We start from the raw sequence: 17,745 nt of genomic DNA on the forward strand, positions 1-17,745 counted from the left end.
CCACTGACCGCATAACCTCCACTGACCGCTCTGGTATGGCAATTAAAGTTGACCGCTCTGGTATGGCAATTAAAGTGGATGTCACTTCATCAGGGAAGATACTGTTGACGGTTACAAAATTATTCAGGCGCACCCGCTGACAGGGGGTGGGTTCATCGCAAAGGCCCTGCTCATCTTGAATAACCAGAGTCGGTACATTCGGCTCCGAATTGTCCACCCTCACCACCCAAGCTCGGCCCAAGAGAGAAGCCCTGGCATTGGTGCGGGCGGTGCGCAAAGCCCGCTCTACCTTGTTTTGCGCATCATCAAGCTGGATCCGCGCCCAGATATTGATCCCAGAGGGAACGGCTAGCGCGGCCAAGATGCCGATGATGACGGTGACCGCTAAGAGTTCTACCAGGGTAAAGCCCTTCATCTGGGCAGGTGCAGTCCGTCTGAATCTGCTCATCGAGGCCAACATAGGTAGGAATCCCCCCTCCGAATAAGTCACATAGGCTTGACTAGGCTTGACGATTAAACACACCACGGGCCAACACCTGAGTTTGCATTGTCGTCAGATACCGCGACACCTGCTCCGCATCAACGCTGGTGGCATCTTGGATGTAGCGCCGGAACAGGCCGGGATTGGCTCGCTCCATGGCAGTTGCCGTGATGGTAACAATCACATCTTGGGGAAGGCTGGCGGCGGCGCTGCGCCGGACGCAAACATGGAAGCCCACGTCGTTTTGATTGACCTCTAGGCCTGAGAAAGTGACTCCATTGGGCCTACCCCCTCCAAAGGCATAGCCCTGTGGGCAATTCGGCGCAACCTGCGGACTTCCCTGTCGGCTGCTGAAGATGTTGGAGACCAGAGTTACAAGACGAGGGCCTCGATTGCCTGCCGCGGCAATGGGTTCCTGGGGTGTCCCCCTCTGCTCGAGATCTTGAAGATCCTTCTCAGCGGGCCAGTCAAGGAAGCCTTGCCGATATGGATCGGGATCAACCCTGAAGAATGGGCTGCGCTCAATGCATGTACCATTAAAAGGTTGCAACTCAAACCTAGCAATGCGCGCGTTGCCCTCCCAAGGGGTGTTGCCGTCTGGGTTACCGGCGTTGTTGTAGTTACGTCGCAAGTAGTACACAACCAAGGTATAGATGTTGCGGCGGCTGCGGATGTTATCCCAGTCAGCTTCGGAAATACCCGTAGGTCTCTCCTTCAAAGTTACTCGGCCTTCTCGAATTTGTTGCAAGGTCGGAGGGCCTTGATAGCAATCGCGTGGGATCGGATTCAGCTTCCAAAAGGCGACCACTGGAATGGCTCCATCGGGGCGGCGAATCCAGCCGGGGGTGTAAAGCCTTTGGATGAGATCTGGCGTTCCGTCTCCGTTGGGCTGTTCCGCATCGTTGTAGATGTAAAGCGCCTCCGCCAGATCCTGCTGGATATACTGCATGGCCTGGGTCAGCTCCGCCTGCACCTGAGTGCGCCCCGTCTCTTCCCGATCCACCCGCATGGTTTCAATGACGATCATGCCCGTGGCCAGCAGAAAGATCGAGGCTACCACCAGCGACACCAAAAGCTCGGTGAGGGTAAACCCCGCACTCTGGTAAACCCTGTGGCGAAAAACCTTGAACATAGGAAAACACCACCTTTTTGTGAGCCTGCAGGAGGAGCTTACCCGTCGCTTCAAAGCGAGGTAGGGCTTGGGCTGGGCAGCGGGAAGGCATTGCAGTTGTTGGTCGGGATCCCACCCCTAGCTTGAACATCGGCCAAAACGGCGCGGCAAACATCCCCCAAATTGGCGGCCAGGTTGACTTCTACAATCGAGCTGGCCATGGGAAATAGCCAAACATCGGCATTGGCCAAGTTCTGATTGGCGGAGACCGTCTCAGCGCGCAGGCCAGGAAGAGCTTGCCGAGTGTTTGGATCAAAAGAAAAGCGGTGGTACACCCTCACCCCCAAAAAGAAGGAGCAGGGAACCCCTGAGATGACGGTGTTGTTGCGTCGGTCAATGCATTCCCCGCCCCTATCCCGAAAGGTTTGGATGACATAGACCTCGGGGTTTCGCCCCGGCACCTGAACTTCAGCCAAACGAATGGAGTAGTTGGGGCCGGGGTTGTCCATATCAGCAGGAGGCGGGGTATTGGCCAAGGGGCTTGCTCCAATCCTGGGCAGACGAGCCAACTGAGCCGGGTTCTGGAAAGCAGCTGGGTTGGCGGCCAGTTCCAGGTCAACCAGAGTGCGAATGCGATCCACCTCAGCCCGGGCCAGTTGATTGGCCACTTCTATCCGCTCGCTCATGGCCCGCCGGTAGGCGATCAGGGTGAGAGCAGGAGCAAGAGCAGCCATAGCCAAAGCCACGATGACCACCGACGCCAAGACCTCAATGAGGGTAAAGCCCCCTGTTTCTTGTTGCCGCCAAAGCCGTCCTTTGCTCATCGATCCCTCCCTTAGCCCACTCTGCTCCTACCTTGAATCTACCCCTGGCATGGGAAGTCAATATCAGTTGAATTCGTTGCAGCCTCCAATCCGAGCAGCCGCCTGCAGGGGCACATCTGGCTGAGCTTGCAGCCCGCAGCGCAGCCGCCGCACATACGGATCCTGAGGATCCAACTCCCGCAAGAACTCAGTGCGGGCATTGGAGGGGAATTGGAAGCGAGCCGACACCGCGCTGGGACGACGGGCAATTTGCAAGCCCACATCGTAGCCGAAGCGGCGGTTGGGTGGGTAGTAGTAGTCGTAGCCCCGCGTGAGGGCCGAGCCCGTAACCAAGTTGGGCGGCTCAAAGCTCTGCTGCAGGAAGGGGCCGGTGGCATAGGTGCTGTAGTTGAGCTGGATCATCGAGCCGCTGAAGAAGAGGTTGGTATTTCTCCACAGCTCGTTGAGACGCAGGAAGTTGTGCATGCCGCCGGCAGTTTGGTCTAGCCGCGAGGGCAGGGTGCCGCTGATGGCAGTGGCATTCACCCGCGTTTCCCTGGCCGGCTGCAGCTGCCGGTTTTGGCTGCCATCGTCGTTGCGGCGGCGCTGGTTCACATCGGTTGAGGCCAGCTCTTGGAAGCGGGGAATGGGAATGGGCCGACGGGTCACCTCATCTAGGATCACCCCCAGCACCGGGTTTTCGCCGGCAAAGCCAGTGGGAGCCTTGTTCAGGTCCAGGGTGAACGGCTCCACATCCACCCAAGCAAAAGCGGCGGTATCGCTGGGGAAATCGCTGTCGGTCATTGTGGAACCGTTGCGATCAATCTGGATTTGAACCCTCTTGGTGCCCGAGTCGGAGCCCACCCTGACGTAGAAGCACAGGCCATTGCGGATATCTTCGCTCCCCTTGGTGTCAATGTAGTAACCGCCAAGATAGTTGGAGCTTGGGGAGTAGTTCTGAGTGTCACCTTCGTTTACCCAAGCATAGGGGTTCAACGCCATCTGGGGCTGAACCAGCAGTTTATTGGGATTGGCAAGATTCTTCTCCGCAAACAGCGGATCCCGATCCAAAACAACATCCCAAGGCTCGTCGGCGTTGCGAACGCCGTCGCCGTTTTTGTCCCAGAAGTTCAGTTTGCCGTCTCCGTTCCAGTCTTTGATGCGCAACGTGCTGGGTCGGCTGTCACCGGTGTAGGCGGTGTACTTGAAGGTGGTGTTGAAGTTGGGGCGAAATACCCCCGGCACCCAGAAGCCGCCTTTGGAATCTGGGCCTTCCTCCTCCGAGGGGCAGCCCACCGTCAGATCTTCCCTAAGTAATTTGCGCCTCAGCGCTCGGGCCCAGAGCCAGAGGTCGGTTCCCTCGGTTCCCTTTGTAAACGGGTCTTCTAGAGCCTCTCCCTTGATAGCCGGGCGGATGCCGGGCTCGCGGTTGGGTTGAGAAACGATCTCGGAGAGAACGCCACCTCTCACCAAGCCCTCGCGGGCAGCATAGGCCGGTTCGCCAAACATCCAATTGAAGGCCGCCTGCAGAGCCTCGGCAGGGTTGGGCCACTTGGGTGGCTTGGGCACCCCCGCCTTCACCTCCAGCACCGGCGAAAGCTGCGGCTGCAGAGCAATGGTTACGCCCTCGGCAGGAGCCGCAGCCACCGTATTCACGCTGATGGTCTCCGGCTCCGGATCCGCTTGGATTTCCCAGACGGGGCGCAGATCCACCGTGTTGGGCTTGGCTGCCATCCACTCGCCCAAGGGGCTCTTGGAAGGAGTTTCTGGGGCAAAGGTGCTCGGCCCGCAGGGACGCCCTCGACAGGTCAAATTTTGTGTCCCCGTTGTGGTGGGCGAGCAGGTGGGGCTGCTGGTGCTGGCGATGAGGGTGCCCGTCCGGGTTTGGGTAAAGGTTTTGGTTGTGCCGCAGGCGATCTGGTTGATGACCTCATCGCAACTGGCCGGTGACCAAGGGCCCCAGTTGTAGTTGCAAGTTTGCTTGCAGGTGATCTTCTGAGTTTCTGTCCTGGTGGTAGTTCCGCACTTCGACGTGCAGGTCTCGGTGCGGGTTTGAGTCACCTCCAGGCCGCCGTTGGCCACCGTACACTTAGGAGTCCAGTCTGTGTAGGTGCAGCTAGCACCTGGAGGCTGGCAGGTGATGGTTTGGCGTTCAGTTTCGACAAAGGGGCTTTGGCTGGTACAGAGCGGCGTTACCGTGCGGGTGCGGGTTTGGGTGATGCTGGTGCCGCTACACTGCTGCTGCTGGGTACACTGAGGCGTCCAGTCCGACCATTTCCCGTAGTTGTACTGAGGGTAGCAGGTGATCGTCCGAGTTTCCGACGGCGGAGTGCCAGGGCAACCGGCAGGCAAGGTGGCAGTTCTGGTTTGTTTAATAGTGGTTTGCTGACAGATGTTGGTTTTACATGCAGGAGTCCAGTCTTTCCAGATGGGATCGCAATTGAGGGGTTCTGCGCAGTACTGCTGGTACTGCTGGTTGGGTGCCAGAGGTTTAGTCTGATCCGGCTGGCAAGGTTGGTTGACCGGCTTCAGCGGCTTCAGGTAGCGCAGGTCGTAGTTTTCCAGCGGCTGCCCATCTCCCTGGGTTGTAAAGCGGACGAAGGCATTGCCCATGTTCTCGTAGGTTTGGATCTCCACCAGGTAGGGAGAAGGCCGAGTGTAGTCGGTAACGCACTGCAGCTCCAGCCGGAAACTCACACGGTTATCGGCCCTATCCGACCAAGCTTCGACACCAACAGCCTCATCCTCCGGCAGATGTTCTAGACGAGTGCCCGCATTGAGATAGAAGCCTCCAAAAGCTGGCTTTTCCTCATCTGGGTTAGGAGTGTAGTTGGGGTTTCTGCGAATGATGAGTCGGCCCCCATCGTCGGTGTTGAGGTTGTAGGTGGCAACACCCGGCCAACGGGGATACAGCTCCCCTACCCAGCGCACTACAAAAAAGTCATTACCATAGTTGTTGCCACTTCCCCATGACCCCTCTCTGCGCCGCCAGCAGGAGCGCCAGAAGCCTATGTTGCCCCTGTCTATGTCTGGAGCATCAGCGGGTTGAGGCCGATTCATATCCGGCTCACTGCATCTTGGCATCCACAAAAAGTCAGCCTTGGGAAAGTCGGGTTGAGTATTCCACGAAAGGAAGGGGGAGTTGGTGATCAGGTAGTCCTGGTTGGCAAACAGGTAGTAGAACCCACCCCAAGGCGGGAGATCGGGATGGCCACCGTCTTCCCAGAAGGCAAAGCCTTTTCCAGGTGGATCTCTAGGGGGATCCCAGCCGGAAACAACGGAACCATCGGTTTTTAAAGCATCGCGAATACAGGCCCATCGCGAGCCGGCTGAGCTGCCCCAGCCGCCTGAGGTGTTGCAGGTTGGCCCTCCTTGATCCTCTTCTTTCATGAAGGAGCCGATCTGCCAATCTTGAGCAGGATAGATTGGATCCGGCCAGCGCACCGCCCGCAAGTAGGGCAGGTTGGCCTCTTGAGCTCTCGAAGGCAGGGGGCCTACGGCTCCGGTGTCCCCAAACCCTGTGTCGCGGTTGTACTGGTTCTGCGGGCTGGTTATCCAGCCGTTGTAGTACTCGGCCAACAGGCCACCGCCTCCTTCTATTTCAGGCGGTCGGCAAGGCTGGAGGGAAGCTATCAGCAGCCAGCGGGAGGTGTCCAGCACCGGGTTGCCCAAAGCCGAAATGCGGGTGCCAAAGTTGGCATAGCCCGCATCGGGTGCGCGCAAGAGCCGCACTTCTGGCACGCCAAGCCCTGCTGTCCTGTCAGCGTTATTTGAGCTCGGGTTGGCACTGTCGCGGCGGGCAAAGATGGTGTCGCGGGCGAAGACCTCCGGCCAGCCTGGCTGCCGCACGTGGTTGCCCAAATTCTGCGCCCCGTTGGTGTTGTCGAAGCGCAGAACCCCAGCACCATCTCTGTTGGGATCCCGAGCCGGCCAGTTGTCGCCCCGGATCACCAGCGCTTGGTTGAGGAAGGAGGTGTTGGCTCCTAAGTTACTTCCGCTGCAGCCGTAGTGTTCGTTGCGGCGAGGAGCCGAGGCTCGTTGTGGGCTGCCCTGGTAGTTCCGGTTAGCCACAAAGCTGCTGCCGCCGCCGTTGAGCGTAGCATCCTGCACAAAGCCGTCGTCGATGCTGCCATCGCAGAAATCGGCAGAGAGGATGTTCACCGAGTCGCCCAACACGTCGCTAGGCCGCCAGAGATCCTCCGCCACCCGAGCAAAGCGCCGGTCTTCATTGACATTATTGAATAATAATCGCGGCCGCCCGTAGAAGTTGCTGTAGAGGCCGTCTGCTCCGAAATTGAGGAGAGTTTTGAACTCCTCCAGCCGCTGCCCGTTCCTCGTCTGGTGCAGGTTAAAGTCCCCTTGGATGTAAACGGGGTTGTCGGAAACGAAGGAGAGGCCAAAAATCGCGTCATCAGGGTTGAACCCGCCGCGGGCCAGCACCGCCCCGTTGCGCAGCCGGAAGCCGTAGGGCCGCCGATCCGGATCGGCATAGTAGTCCACCGGTTTGGGGCTGAGTCCACCTGGATTGGAAACAGGGGGATCCCAGACCGTTTGGCCATTGGCCGTGCCTCGATTCGGCTGACCGGCGTTCATAACGCCAGCGCTGCCCAAAGTGCCGCGGGCATTTCCGTTGCGCCAGTTGGTTAGGTAGTTATTAAAAGCGCCCAAGGGTGGGCGGGCAATGGCATCTTCCCGCACGGCATCTTCCCGGAAGGCGTAGAAAATCCCTCCTTCTCGGTTCTCGCCAATGCCGGCAGGCAGCCAAGTATCCCCGCCGATAAACCCATTGGCCTGGTTGTTGACGTTGTTGGTCAGCAGGGCCAGGTCGATGTTGAGGGCCCGCACCGCCATCGCCTCGCGGCCATCGTAGAAGACGGAATCTTTGAAGGGCACGCGACGACACTGGTTGCCAATCCGAATGAGATCAAATTGGTTGCTATTGGGGCCAGCAGCAGTGCAATTGGCTGGGGCATGGGGCAAAGTCCACTGGTCAATGGTGGCCCGGGGCCTCAGCCTCATGGATTCCAGATCCACCACGGCTTGATAGGTTACTGGCCCCTGTAAGAAGGGGTAGGCCCGCCTCCGCTCATCTTCAAGGGGATCGTTGGGGTTGGGGGGCACGCTGTGGTAAAAGGTCTCGCGGGGGAAGATGTAGCGCAGCGGCAGATAAAACCGGTTGGCTGCTTCTCGGTCCCCAGCTCGGCTGGCTTGGATGTCGTTCCAAAGGATTTGAGCTGTGGGATCAGGATTGCTGGCATTGGCGGCATCCCGAATGCGCAGGATGTTGTCGGCCAGCATGCCCAACATGCAGCCTGCCGTTTGCAGCGTGGTTTGGTCGGCTAGGCTCAGTTGGTCAGTCACTTGGTCAGCGGGAGTGCCTCGGTTGAGCAGATCAATCGCCTGCTCAATCGCCCGCCGCAGCTCGGAGAAGTTGCCAAAGGCGGTGATGAACGGATCCGGATGAATGCGGCCCGCCTCTTGACGCGGCGGATAGGCCCCATCGGGATCGCCGGCAAAATTGGCCAGGTTGGTTAGCGCCGTCCACAGTGGGGTGCCAGGCCGTAGCTGCTCTTTCATTGGCGTGGGATCATATTCCCAAACGTTGGTGCCCTCGCCGGTAAAGAAGTTGATGCCCAGTTGAGTGCGCTGGTCGCCGGTGGGGAAAGTAGAAGCCCGCTGCAAGCTCCAGGGAGAGCCGGGGTGGGCTACCGTGGCCAGGCAAGCAATGGGGAAGCGCCCATCTCGGTGGCTGTAGTGGTAAACGGCAGTGGCCTGCACCGCCGCCGGGTTATCCCGCAGCGTCAGGCGTTGCCGCGCCTCGTTGCTGATGAAAATGGCCTGTAACTTGGTGGGGTCCTCGGGATCCCCGGGCGGCACCAAAGGCAAAGGCAAAGAATCGGTGCGGGTTAGCTCCAGCCGCTGGCCCACGATCACCCGCAAGCCCTCCACACGGGCCCGCCGCTCCCAATAGCCATCCAAGCCCACCTCGGAAAGGGCGCCTGGGGGTGGGTTGTCCTCGGTCAAAGACTCATTCTGGTTGTTCCTGGCATTAGCAGGAATCGGGCTACCGGCATTGACACCAAACCTCTGAGCAAAGGTGTCCACATCGCAGCCCCTCTGCAGGTCAGGTTCGACCGGTGGACGGTCATAGCTGGCCTTGGGGCCAAAGCGGTTGTCGGCCCGGTAAACATCGTCCACGTAGGGGGGGCAGGTCTGGTCGGACCGAAAGCCGCCTGCTTTAATCCGGCCAGGGTTCTCCCTCTCTTGCTCTTGGCGGTCAGGGTTCTCCCTCTTTCTCTTTTTGGCGTTGAGAGGAGAATCTGCCCATCCTGCTGCATCTTGGGCGTAGGTTCCGCGGGTGCGAATGCGACCAAAAAGCTGTAGCTCCAGCGGATCCAGCGCCACATTTTCTGGCTCTACCTGGTTCTGCACCGAGTCAAAATTTTGGTTGTTCAACCGAGCCAGCACCTGTGGCGCTACGTCTTTCTGGTCAGAGTGAACATCGAAAATCAGAGTATCGCTCACCTGCTGGCCGGCGTAGCCAATGGCCCCTGCCACCAGCTCTCCAAAGGCAGTGATCTCAGAGTTGTCAGCGGGCATGTAGAAGCAGGATTGCTCCGAGCTGATGGCGAAAGCCCGGAACAAGTTGTTGGCAGTGTTCCGGAAGAAAAGGCTACCGCCTGCGTAGATAGCACCGTTCCAGTTGTAGCCAGGAGTAAAGAAAAACTCCACGTCGCCGCGGTTGAAAATTCCCCACTTGTTCAGCAGATCCCGCCGCCGATCTTGCTGAAACTGCAGAGCCGAAACGGCGCGGGTGGTGGAGTCGGCCCCCTCAATGGGAAGAGTAACTGCATAGACCTGAAAGGGCTTTTGCAAAGATGAGCCCACCTGGAACCAGTCCCCCACGTTGGGGTTGACCGTCTGTTCAGCCGGAGAATCGGTACACCCCGCCAAGGCCGAACCCTGCAGTGGCCCACCGCGGATCACCAGTCGCCGCGCCCGCTCAGTATCGGAAATGTTTTCCTCAAAGTCCTGGAGGTTCCTTTGCCCCGTAACCGGCGCTCGGCGGTTGTACAGAATGGTGTAGGCGGTAACGGAGTCGTCGATCCCGTTGTTGTCGGTATCCACCAAGAACCACCAGACTGGGGCTTGCCGCTGCACCTGGATTCGTCGGCTGGGATCCTGGGGATCCGGAACAAGGGCGCTGTAGTTCAGCAAAAAGCGCCGCTCATCGGGAAGGGTATAGGGATCCGAGGGCTCTGCAGGCACCAATGCGCCATCGTTGAGCAGCGCAGAGGTGAATTGGGCATCGGTGGGAGCGCTGTTGGGCAGGCGGCGATCCCGAATCAGGTTGTCGATCTTGGCCCTGGCCCGGTCGATGGCAGCATTCAGTTGCCGGCTAATGGTCAGCTCCGCCCGTTCCACCTGGGTTTGGATGGTGCGCTGGGTAGAGCGGGTCAGGAGGCCTACCGTCACCAAGCTCAAGACCAGCACGATCAAAACAGCCACCGGCAGGACAAAGCCCCGCTCTCGGATCTTGCGCCGATCCACCCGTGCTTTCAAAGAGGCGAGCAAGCGCAGGGTGAGCTTGAGCAGCAGCGGGGAAGGAGCAGACATGGCCGTATCTCAGATAACGCAGGTGAGAAGGGGCACTTGGGCAGATGCCAAGATAGCAACAGTATGCAAGGGATCCGGAGTTTCGGACATCCCCACCGCTGGGGGGAGCTGCCAGCCCCCTCTCTGCAAGATTCTTAAGAATCCTCAATATCCTTTCACAAAATCCCCAGTTGTTGCGCCTTGAGGAGGGCGGTGACGCGGTCGCTGGCATCCAGCTTGCGGTAGGCGGTGCTGGCGTATTCTTTGACAGTTTCGATGCTCAGGCCCAGGCGGCGGGCAATCTGCTTGTTGGCCAGGCCCTCTTTCATCAGTTGCAGCACACACAGCTCGCGGGGGGTGAGCTTGGGCAGCTCCTGTCGGGCAGGCAGCCAGTCTCGTTCGGGGTTGGACAAAATCTGACGGATGACGCGGGCCAATTCCGCCGGGTCGGTCTCTTTGGAAAGGTAGCCTTTGGCCCCGGCGCGGCGGGCTGCCTCAATCAGACCCGGCTCCTGAAAGGTGGTCATCATCACCACCACCACCGGCAGGCCCAGCTCGGTGATTTGCTGGCAGGCGGCGATCCCATCCCCATCCGGCATGCGCACATCCAAAATGGCTACGTCGATGGGGCAACTGCGACAACAGTTGACGGCCTGGGATCCCGTCTCGGCTTCGGCCACCACCTCAAATCCTTGGGCTTGCAGGGCAAACTTCAGCCCCAGCCGGAAGAGGGGATGATCGTCGGCAATGAGAACGCGGACAGGGGAAGTCATGGCAGGGGATCCCAGCCGAGGGGGTGCTGGTTGTGACATCCTCCCGACGCTGACCCTACGGGTACAGCGCGGGCTTCCTAACCTCACGGTTAGGCATTCCTGCCCCACGCCACTTATCTAGGTCATAGACCCCCGACAGAACGACTTGGCAGGCGGTTTCCGTTCCCCAGAGTCCCTGGGCTACTAAATTCTCTAGTCCACGATGCAAAACCATTTCTGCTGCTGCATGGTCACGATGAGTTCGATACCCACACTCAGGACAATGATGCTCCCTTGCTGTCAACGTTTTGCTGACAGTAGCAAAACATTTAGGGCAGGTTTGGCTAGTCCCGTTGGAGTTGACTTTAGCGAAGTACACTCCACGTTTCCGGCACACCCATTCCAACAGAGACAGAAATTGTCCAAAAGCGACATCGACACAATCTTTTCGCAGCATTCCCCGTGTCAAGCCTGTGACATTGAGGTCTTCTGCAAAGATGGTTTGCGCTTGGTCACAAAGCTTATGAGCCGTCTTCAGGTGGAAGTCTTTACGACAGTTCGCAATCCGATGGTGCATTCTGGCAACTTTGATTTGTGCCTTCTCCCAGTTTCGTGACCCCTTCTGTTTTCGTGTCGCTCTGCGTTGCAGCAATTTCAGCTTGCGTTGCATCGACCTAAAAAACTTGGGCCGCTCCTGGAAGCTACCATCTGAAACCGTCAAAAACCGTTCCAATCCCAGATCAATCCCAATCGCACGACCGTGAACCGGAGCATCGGGAACCGATATGTCCGATTCGATGGTAACGACGACATACCATTGCGTCCCTCTTACCTTGGACAGTACCCTCACCTGCTTGACCTTGAACCCATCTGGGATAGGACGATGCAAGTTGATAGGCACTTTTCCTATCTTTGGTAGCTTGATGCTGTCGCCAGAGATGGGATTGTCCTTGAACTGGGGAAACACAAAAGACTTAAATTGGCCTTGTTTCTTGAAACGGGGAAACCCATATCCCCGCTTCTGGAATGCCTCCCAAGTATCATGCAGCCTGCGAATCGTAGTCTGCAAGACCTGAGAATGCACCTTGGCCAAATGCGGGAATTGCTTCTTTGCTTTGGGTAGGTTATTTTGCTGACGATGATAAGACGGGAATGGCTCATCGGCAGGAATGATGTATTCCTTCTCCAGTGAGCATCTGTCTATGGGACACTTACGGGAAGCAATCCAGTCTTTGAGTTCGCGCAAAGCGTAGTTGTACACGCCTCTGCACGTCTCAAGCCACGACCGCAGCTCGGCCTGCTGCGCGGCATCTGGATAGATCCGGTAAGTGTAGTTCATGGTCAGCATAGTGGCAGTTTACCACAAGCTATAGCTGCTGGTAAATACTTGTCTTATCCCATCGAGAGAATCGACAAGTGCGGGGAGTCCATGTATCCCGACGCTGATGCTTTGCATACAGCGCGGGACTTATAGCTCCCCGCGCCCCTCCTTTGTTAATCTGCCCAAGGGGGGATCCCAAATCAAATGGCGGAGCAAGCGGTAACTCTTGGTCAAGATCCTTCTTTCACGAAAACCATGCCCCAAGCACTAGGGTTGAAGGCAGGATCCAGTCGGGTTTGGGCATTGTACAGGGCGCCGGTCAGATCCGCCCCCTCCAGAAAAGCGCCTCGCAGGTCGGCCCCCCGCAGATCGGCATTGTGTAACTTGGCCCCTGTGAGGTCGGCGCCGGTGAGGATGGCTCGACGCAAGTCGGCCCCGCTTAAGTTGGCCACCTGCAGATTGGCACCCGTCAGATCTGTCTGCTGCAGGTTGGCCTGCGCCAGATCGGCTTCCCACAAGAAAGCCCCTGCCTGAGCTGAGCCACTCAGATTGGCCCCTCTCAAATCGGCCAGATTGAGGATCGCTTGGGAGAGGTCGGCAGCTTGGAGATTGGCCTGTCTGAGGATCGCTTCTTTCAGGTTGGCCCCACTGAGGTCAGCTCCCGGCAGTTCTGCCCCCGTTAGGTTGCAGGCGGGGCAATCTTTGCTGGGAAAAACAATTTGGGAGCGGCCCAGTTGGGCATCCAACTCCAGTTGGGCAAAGGCCGCAGCCGTCGGGATCCCCAGCGCCAACAGCGCTCCCGACCAGAGGCGACTTCCCCTCATCAAGGGCTTTACAGGTTGGAGCCGTGCCCATCCCATGGTTTTCACCGGGATCCCCTCCTACTGCTGATGGTAGCCGCTCTGGCCCATTTCCCCAGGGATCCCCCATATCTTGAGGAGCGCCACTAGCTCTGTTGCGGCTGGCAGCGGGGGCAAAAGTGGGCCGAACGCCCTGCCAGCTTGATCCGCCGAATCGGATGGCCACAGACGCGACAGGGATCCCCTTCCCGACCGTACACCCACGCTTGCCCTTGATAGTTGCCGTTGAGCCCACGCAGATCCCGGTAATCCCGCAAGGTGGTGCCCCGCTGCTCCAGCCCGGCCCGTAACACCTCGATCAAAGCTTCTCGCAGGCGTGCCTTGGCCACATCCGAAAGCTGAACTGCTGGCGTCAAAGGGTGAATGCCGCTCAGAAACAGGGCTTCGTCGGCGTAAATGTTGCCCACCCCGGCTACCAGCGATTGATCCAGCAGCGCGGTTTTAATAAGACGGCGGCTCTTCTGCAGGGCAGCCTGGAAATAGGCCTCAGAAAAAGCTGGCGAAAAGGGCTCCGGCCCCAAAGTCTGCAGGGTGGGGATCACCGCCTCCAGCTCAACACCGGCAGGCACCAGCCACATCTGGCCAAAGGTGCGCTGATCCACAAAGCGCAAGTCCCACCCTTCCTCGAAGGCCAAACGAACACGAGTGTGAGCTGATAAAGGGGTGGATCCCTGCACCCAGAGCAACTGCCCGGTCATGCGCAGATGCACGCCCAGAACAGCTCTCGAATCCAGGGATCCCAGGAGATACTTTCCTCGCCGCTGCCACTGGGTAAAACGGGTGCCAATCAAGCTCCGCCCAAACATCTCCCCTGCAGGGTAGGCAATGGTGCGGGCCAGGAGCACCTCCACCGCAAGTATCCGCGGCCCCAAGGTGAGGCGTTGCAAATCTTGCCGAACTGTTTCAACTTCCGGCAGTTCAGGCACAGAACGACTTGCTCAAGAACACAGTCCCCGGCATCAGAACTTTGGCTTAGCTGGCCGCAGCTTTGGCCTTGGCTTTGGGAGCTTCCAACACTTCCAGTTCATCTTCGCGGAAGTTGTTGGTGTTGATGTTGTAGTAGTTGATCTTGTCAAAGCGGACGATCACCGGGTAGAGAATGCCGCTGGTATCCACCGCCGCAACCGTTCCCACATCCCGGTACCAGTAGGATTCTTTCCGCAGCACACGGACTTTGGCACCACGCTGAATTGCCATGAGGGTTATCTCCATTGACCTGAACTCAGATTACCCTAGTCCGTGAGAAGGCTGCGATTTCCGAATTTTTGTAACAGGGATCCGCTTTTGTCTGGCTGGGTTTTCGGGGCCAACAGCAGATGAACCGTCGCACCTGTGGAGCCTGGCTATTGGGTTCTGCTTTGACCTGGGGCTTGCAGGGGAAATCTGCAGGGCTGCCCCATCCGCGCGATTTTGCCGCCGTCCTCAACCTGAACACCGGTCGTTTAACAAGGGTTTGGCAGCCGGAGCAGGCTTCCAGAATCAGGGCCAGCCCTGGCTCAACCGTCAAGTGTGCCGTTGCCGCTGCTGCTCTGCAGACCGGGATCAGCTCTGGGGAGCGCTTGATCCACTGTCCGGGTTGGTGGGATCCGCCGCCGCAACTGGGGTTGGGCCGCCTACCCTGCTGGGATCCCCGCGGCCATGGGGCTTTGAACTTGCGCCAGGCCCTGGCCCACTCTTGCAACGTGCATTTTTACCAGTTGGGCTGGGAGCTGGGGGCCGATACCCTGGTGGAGTGGCTGCGGCGCTTCGGCCTAGGGAGTGTGCAGAATACAACTCCGGCTCCGCTCTTGGCGACCGGTCTGGCTGGGCCGGTGGATCCCTGGGAGCTGTTGGTTTATGGGGGCGTGATTGCCCGCCGAGGTGTACCCCTTTCTGGCGAGGTCTCTCTGCCTGCCCTCTCTTTACCGGAGTGGATTTGGGAGGCTCTCCATGCTGGCATGAGCCTGGCGGCAACAGCGGGCACCTGTCGCGGCATTGCCCCAGAAGGGATCCCAGTGGCAGCCAAGTCTGGCACCATCCTCAATCCTCAACGACGAGGACGACCAATTCTCTGGGCAGAAGATTTTCAAGCCTGGTTGCTGGCCTTTTGGCCCCTGCCGGATCCCAACTGGACGCTGGTGCTGCACCTGCATCAGGGCAAAGCCTATGAGGCGGCCATTCCCCTGGCGCGGCAGATCATCGCCGCCATCGGCAGCGGGTGACCACCTTGCTTGCGATCATGAAGAAATGCAAACTATACTGAAGGTCAAGTGCCGTTCTCGTTTTCGTTCTTTACGGATCCCACTCCCTGTCGTTCCCATTTACCCTGGAGGTTCTCATGTCTAATCCCAATTTGTCTGAGCCCAAGTTTGGCTTTAATGAGTATGCAGAGCGCCTCAACGGTCGGGCTGCCATGATTGGCTTCGTGTTGGCCATTGTCATCGAAGCGGTGACGGGCCAAGGCGTTGCCTCCTGGCTGGGCCTGATCTGAGAGGGATCAGCTTGCCACTCTTTATTCTTTAGATTTTTCCTGGGGTCTGCCGGTCTGCAGGCCCTTTGTTGTCTTTGACTGAGCAGGAAATATACCTGTGCTGGCTGCAGCAGTTCCTAAATGGCAACTACAGTTATTCCAGGTTAGGGTGAGACGCTTGGGCTACTGGTCGCGCCAGCGGGACGGAGTCCTTGAAAAGCCTTCTGGCCCCGTGCATTCTAATGTTTCAGGTGTGGGTGCGGTGTCCTGGTTTGAATTGAGATGAGGGTTTCAACTGATCCCTTCCTGCCGCTTGGCGATTGGCATCCGCCAGCCGGTGCCGAAGGCGCGATCGGTAATGCGTAGCCCAGGGGGAGCTTGGTGTCGCTTGAACTCGGCTTTTTGAACCAGCCGCAGCACCTGCTGCACGATGTCGGGATCGAACCCTTGAGCCACCAACTCGGGGCTGGATTGATGCTGCTCGATGTGCCGCTGCAGGATCTTGTCCAGCAAATCGTAGGGGGGCAAGCTGTCGCTATCTTGTTGGCCGGGTCGCAATTCCGCTGAGGGGGGCTTGGTCAGAGTAGCAAGCGGGATCCGCTCCTGCTGTCGGTTGATCCAGCGAGCCAAGCGGTACACCCAGGTCTTGGGCACATCGGAAATCACCGCCAGGCCGCCGGACATATCCCCGTAAATGGTGCAGTAGCCCACTGCTAGCTCTGATTTGTTGCCTGTGGTCAGCAGCAGCCGCCCGAACTTGTTGGAAAGGGCCATGAGGAGGGTGCCGCGAATGCGAGATTGCAGGTTTTCTTCCGTGATGTCTGGGGGGAGGCCGGCAAAGGGCTCTGCCAAAAGCTGGTGGTAGCTCTCCATGATGGACTGAATCGGCAGCTTCAGGGTCGGGATCCCCAGGTTTTGCGCCAGTTGGTAGGCGTCGGTCAGGCTGCCAGGGCTGGAATAGGGAGAGGGCATGAGCACCCCCAGCACCCGCTCCGGCCCCAAGGCATCGGCGGCGATCACAGCAGTTACGGCAGAGTCGATCCCCCCCGACAGGCCCAATAGCACCTCGCGAAAGCCACATTTGCTGACGTAATCGCGGGTGCCCAAAACCAACGCCTCGTACAGCTCAGCTTCCGGCTCGGTCGGCCAGCGGGATCCCGCGGTCGGTGGGCTCTGGTCTGGGTTGAGAGACTGCGTCAACTCGTCCACATCCAGGATGAGGTGATCCGGCTGAAAGGCAGCCGCTTGGGCCACAACCCGACCCCAGCGATCCACGGCACAACTGGCCCCATCGAAGATGAGGTCGTCGTTGCCCCCCACTTGATTGACGTAGAGAATGGGCAGGGCGTGCTTGCGGGCCAGGGATCCCAGCATCTCCACCCGCAACTTCTGTTTGCCCAGGCTGAAGGGGGAAGCCGAGAGGTTAATCAGCAGGTCGGCACCGCAGCGGGCCATCTCTTCCACCGGATCCCAGTGGTAGCGGCGGTGCTGCCAAAAGTCGCGGTCGTTCCAAATGTCTTCACAAATGGTAAAGCCCAGGCGGCGGCCACGGTACTCGATGGGTTGGGGCTGGGATCCCGGCTCAAAATAGCGATCTTCATCGAAGACATCGTAGGTGGGCAAGAGCGACTTCTGAAACCAATGGCGGATCTGGCCCCCCTCCAGCCAGGCAGCAGCATTGTAAAGGGGCCGACCCTCAGGCAGAGGATTGGGCTGCACGGATCCCACGACCACCGGAATGCTGGCCTGTAGCCGACTGGCCAAGTGCTGCAAAACTTGGTTCGCTCTCTCGATCAGGGCCGGGTAGAGCAACAAATCGCGAGGTGGATACCCCAGCAACGCCAGCTCCGAGGTGATGGCCAACTCTGCTCCCGCCGCCGCCACTGCCTCGACTGCCGAACGGATGCGCTCGGCATTTCCGCTTAGATCGCCGACGATGTAGTTCAGTTGCAACAGCGCTACCTTCACCCTGCCCCCCATATGGTAAATCTCACCATAAGTGGCCCAAACCGAATCGTCAACAAGATTCTGCTGCGGGCAAGCGAAGAATAAACGTGGTTTGGTGGGCAGTGCTTTCCACCTGCAAAGAGCCGCCCAAGTGGTTGGCAATGGCTTGGGCCAGAGCCAATCCCAAGCCTGTTCCCCCCTGCTGCCAGGGATCCGAGTGGGGGATGCGATAAAACTGCTCGAAAATGCGTTCTTGTTCTTCGAGGGGAATGGTGGTGCCCGTGTTGGTCAAGCGCAGCTCCCAGCGGTCGGAACCTAAAGCAACAGCCTCTAGGTCGTGTTGATCTTATGTTAGGATAGAGAGAATAATTTATAGAGGAAAGAGGATGAAGTTGGTTTTTTTAGATGAAAACAAATGGCAGAAG

At 58.6% G+C, this 17,745-nt stretch carries 12 protein-coding genes and 1 pseudogene; 2 read left to right on the forward strand and 11 right to left on the reverse strand.

Features of this window, described 5'->3' with window-relative positions; all coding sequences use genetic code 11:
• From ACVWXE_RS12930 to ACVWXE_RS12970, 9 genes are all read right to left on the reverse strand, one after another.
• A partial coding sequence (locus ACVWXE_RS12930; protein WP_457490496.1) for a pilus assembly FimT family protein occupies window positions 1-448 on the reverse strand: 448 nt, incomplete at its 3' end.
• Window positions 449-500: 52 nt separating this feature from the next.
• Window positions 501-1,613, reverse strand: a complete 1,113-nt coding sequence (locus tag ACVWXE_RS12935; protein ID WP_457490497.1) for a PulJ/GspJ family protein — start codon at window positions 1,611-1,613, stop codon at window positions 501-503.
• Between the two features lie 50 nt (window positions 1,614-1,663).
• Window positions 1,664-2,416 (reverse strand): prepilin-type N-terminal cleavage/methylation domain-containing protein, encoded by a 753-nt coding sequence (locus tag ACVWXE_RS12940; RefSeq protein WP_457490498.1) that lies wholly within the window; start codon window positions 2,414-2,416, stop codon window positions 1,664-1,666.
• 63 nt (window positions 2,417-2,479) lie between these two features.
• A complete protein-coding gene (gene hpsA / locus ACVWXE_RS12945; protein WP_457490499.1) occupies window positions 2,480-10,012 on the reverse strand; it encodes a hormogonium polysaccharide biosynthesis protein HpsA in 7,533 nt (2,510 codons plus the stop codon).
• 155 nt (window positions 10,013-10,167) lie between these two features.
• Entirely contained in the window at window positions 10,168-10,764 is a 597-nt protein-coding gene (locus tag ACVWXE_RS12950) for a response regulator (protein ID WP_457410798.1), read from the reverse strand.
• A 55-nt stretch (window positions 10,765-10,819) separates the two neighbouring features.
• A complete protein-coding gene (locus ACVWXE_RS12955) occupies window positions 10,820-12,082 on the reverse strand; it encodes an RNA-guided endonuclease InsQ/TnpB family protein (protein WP_457490500.1) in 1,263 nt (420 codons plus the stop codon).
• A gap of 212 nt (window positions 12,083-12,294) precedes the next feature.
• Window positions 12,295-12,924: a pentapeptide repeat-containing protein gene (locus tag ACVWXE_RS12960; protein ID WP_457405468.1), complete on the reverse strand. Its 630-nt coding sequence runs from the start codon at window positions 12,922-12,924 to the stop codon at window positions 12,295-12,297.
• An 86-nt stretch (window positions 12,925-13,010) separates the two neighbouring features.
• Window positions 13,011-13,850 carry a DNA-formamidopyrimidine glycosylase gene (locus ACVWXE_RS12965; protein ID WP_414421773.1) on the reverse strand — a complete coding sequence of 280 codons (840 nt, stop codon included), beginning with the start codon at window positions 13,848-13,850 and terminating at the stop codon, window positions 13,011-13,013.
• Between the two features lie 46 nt (window positions 13,851-13,896).
• The gene (locus ACVWXE_RS12970) at window positions 13,897-14,121 is read right to left on the reverse strand and encodes a photosystem I reaction center subunit IV (protein ID WP_011432873.1); all 225 of its coding nucleotides are present in this window, start codon (window positions 14,119-14,121) and stop codon (window positions 13,897-13,899) included.
• Window positions 14,122-14,240: 119 nt separating this feature from the next.
• Between ACVWXE_RS12970 and ACVWXE_RS12975 the strand changes: the two genes are divergently transcribed.
• Both ACVWXE_RS12975 and ACVWXE_RS12980 read left to right on the forward strand, forming a co-directional pair.
• Window positions 14,241-15,125 (forward strand): penicillin-binding transpeptidase domain-containing protein, encoded by an 885-nt coding sequence (locus tag ACVWXE_RS12975; protein ID WP_457384897.1) that lies wholly within the window; start codon window positions 14,241-14,243, stop codon window positions 15,123-15,125.
• 116 nt (window positions 15,126-15,241) lie between these two features.
• Window positions 15,242-15,394: a chlorophyll a/b-binding protein gene (locus ACVWXE_RS12980; protein ID WP_011429120.1), complete on the forward strand. Its 153-nt coding sequence runs from the start codon at window positions 15,242-15,244 to the stop codon at window positions 15,392-15,394.
• Window positions 15,395-15,664: 270 nt separating this feature from the next.
• Here ACVWXE_RS12980 and ACVWXE_RS12985 read toward each other — a convergent pair whose 3' ends face one another.
• Both ACVWXE_RS12985 and ACVWXE_RS12990 read right to left on the reverse strand, forming a co-directional pair.
• Window positions 15,665-17,341 carry an NAD+ synthase gene (locus ACVWXE_RS12985; RefSeq protein ID WP_457490501.1) on the reverse strand — a complete coding sequence of 559 codons (1,677 nt, stop codon included), beginning with the start codon at window positions 17,339-17,341 and terminating at the stop codon, window positions 15,665-15,667.
• A 49-nt stretch (window positions 17,342-17,390) separates the two neighbouring features.
• Window positions 17,391-17,621 (reverse strand): annotated as a pseudogene (locus tag ACVWXE_RS12990) (ATP-binding protein); the annotation flags it as partial.
• Window positions 17,622-17,745: the final 124 nt, after the last annotated feature.

Source organism: Thermostichus sp. MS-CIW-41 (assembly GCF_054058915.1).

Bases quoted from the DNA above. Each gene is read 5' to 3' on its own strand.
- ACVWXE_RS12955 (WP_457490500.1), bottom strand. From the start codon at position 12,082: ATGAACTACACTTACCGGATCTATCCAGATGCCGCGCAGCAGGCCGAG.
- ACVWXE_RS12935 (WP_457490497.1), bottom strand. From the start codon at position 1,613: ATGTTCAAGGTTTTTCGCCACAGGGTTTACCAGAGTGCGGGGTTTACC.
- ACVWXE_RS12960 (WP_457405468.1), bottom strand. From the start codon at position 12,924: ATGGGATGGGCACGGCTCCAACCTGTAAAGCCCTTGATGAGGGGAAGT.
- ACVWXE_RS12970 (WP_011432873.1), bottom strand. From the start codon at position 14,121: ATGGCAATTCAGCGTGGTGCCAAAGTCCGTGTGCTGCGGAAAGAATCC.
- ACVWXE_RS12980 (WP_011429120.1), top strand. From the start codon at position 15,242: ATGTCTAATCCCAATTTGTCTGAGCCCAAGTTTGGCTTTAATGAGTAT.
- ACVWXE_RS12940 (WP_457490498.1), bottom strand. From the start codon at position 2,416: ATGAGCAAAGGACGGCTTTGGCGGCAACAAGAAACAGGGGGCTTTACC.
- ACVWXE_RS12950 (WP_457410798.1), bottom strand. From the start codon at position 10,764: ATGACTTCCCCTGTCCGCGTTCTCATTGCCGACGATCATCCCCTCTTC.
- hpsA (WP_457490499.1), bottom strand. From the start codon at position 10,012: ATGTCTGCTCCTTCCCCGCTGCTGCTCAAGCTCACCCTGCGCTTGCTC.
- ACVWXE_RS12975 (WP_457384897.1), top strand. From the start codon at position 14,241: ATGAACCGTCGCACCTGTGGAGCCTGGCTATTGGGTTCTGCTTTGACC.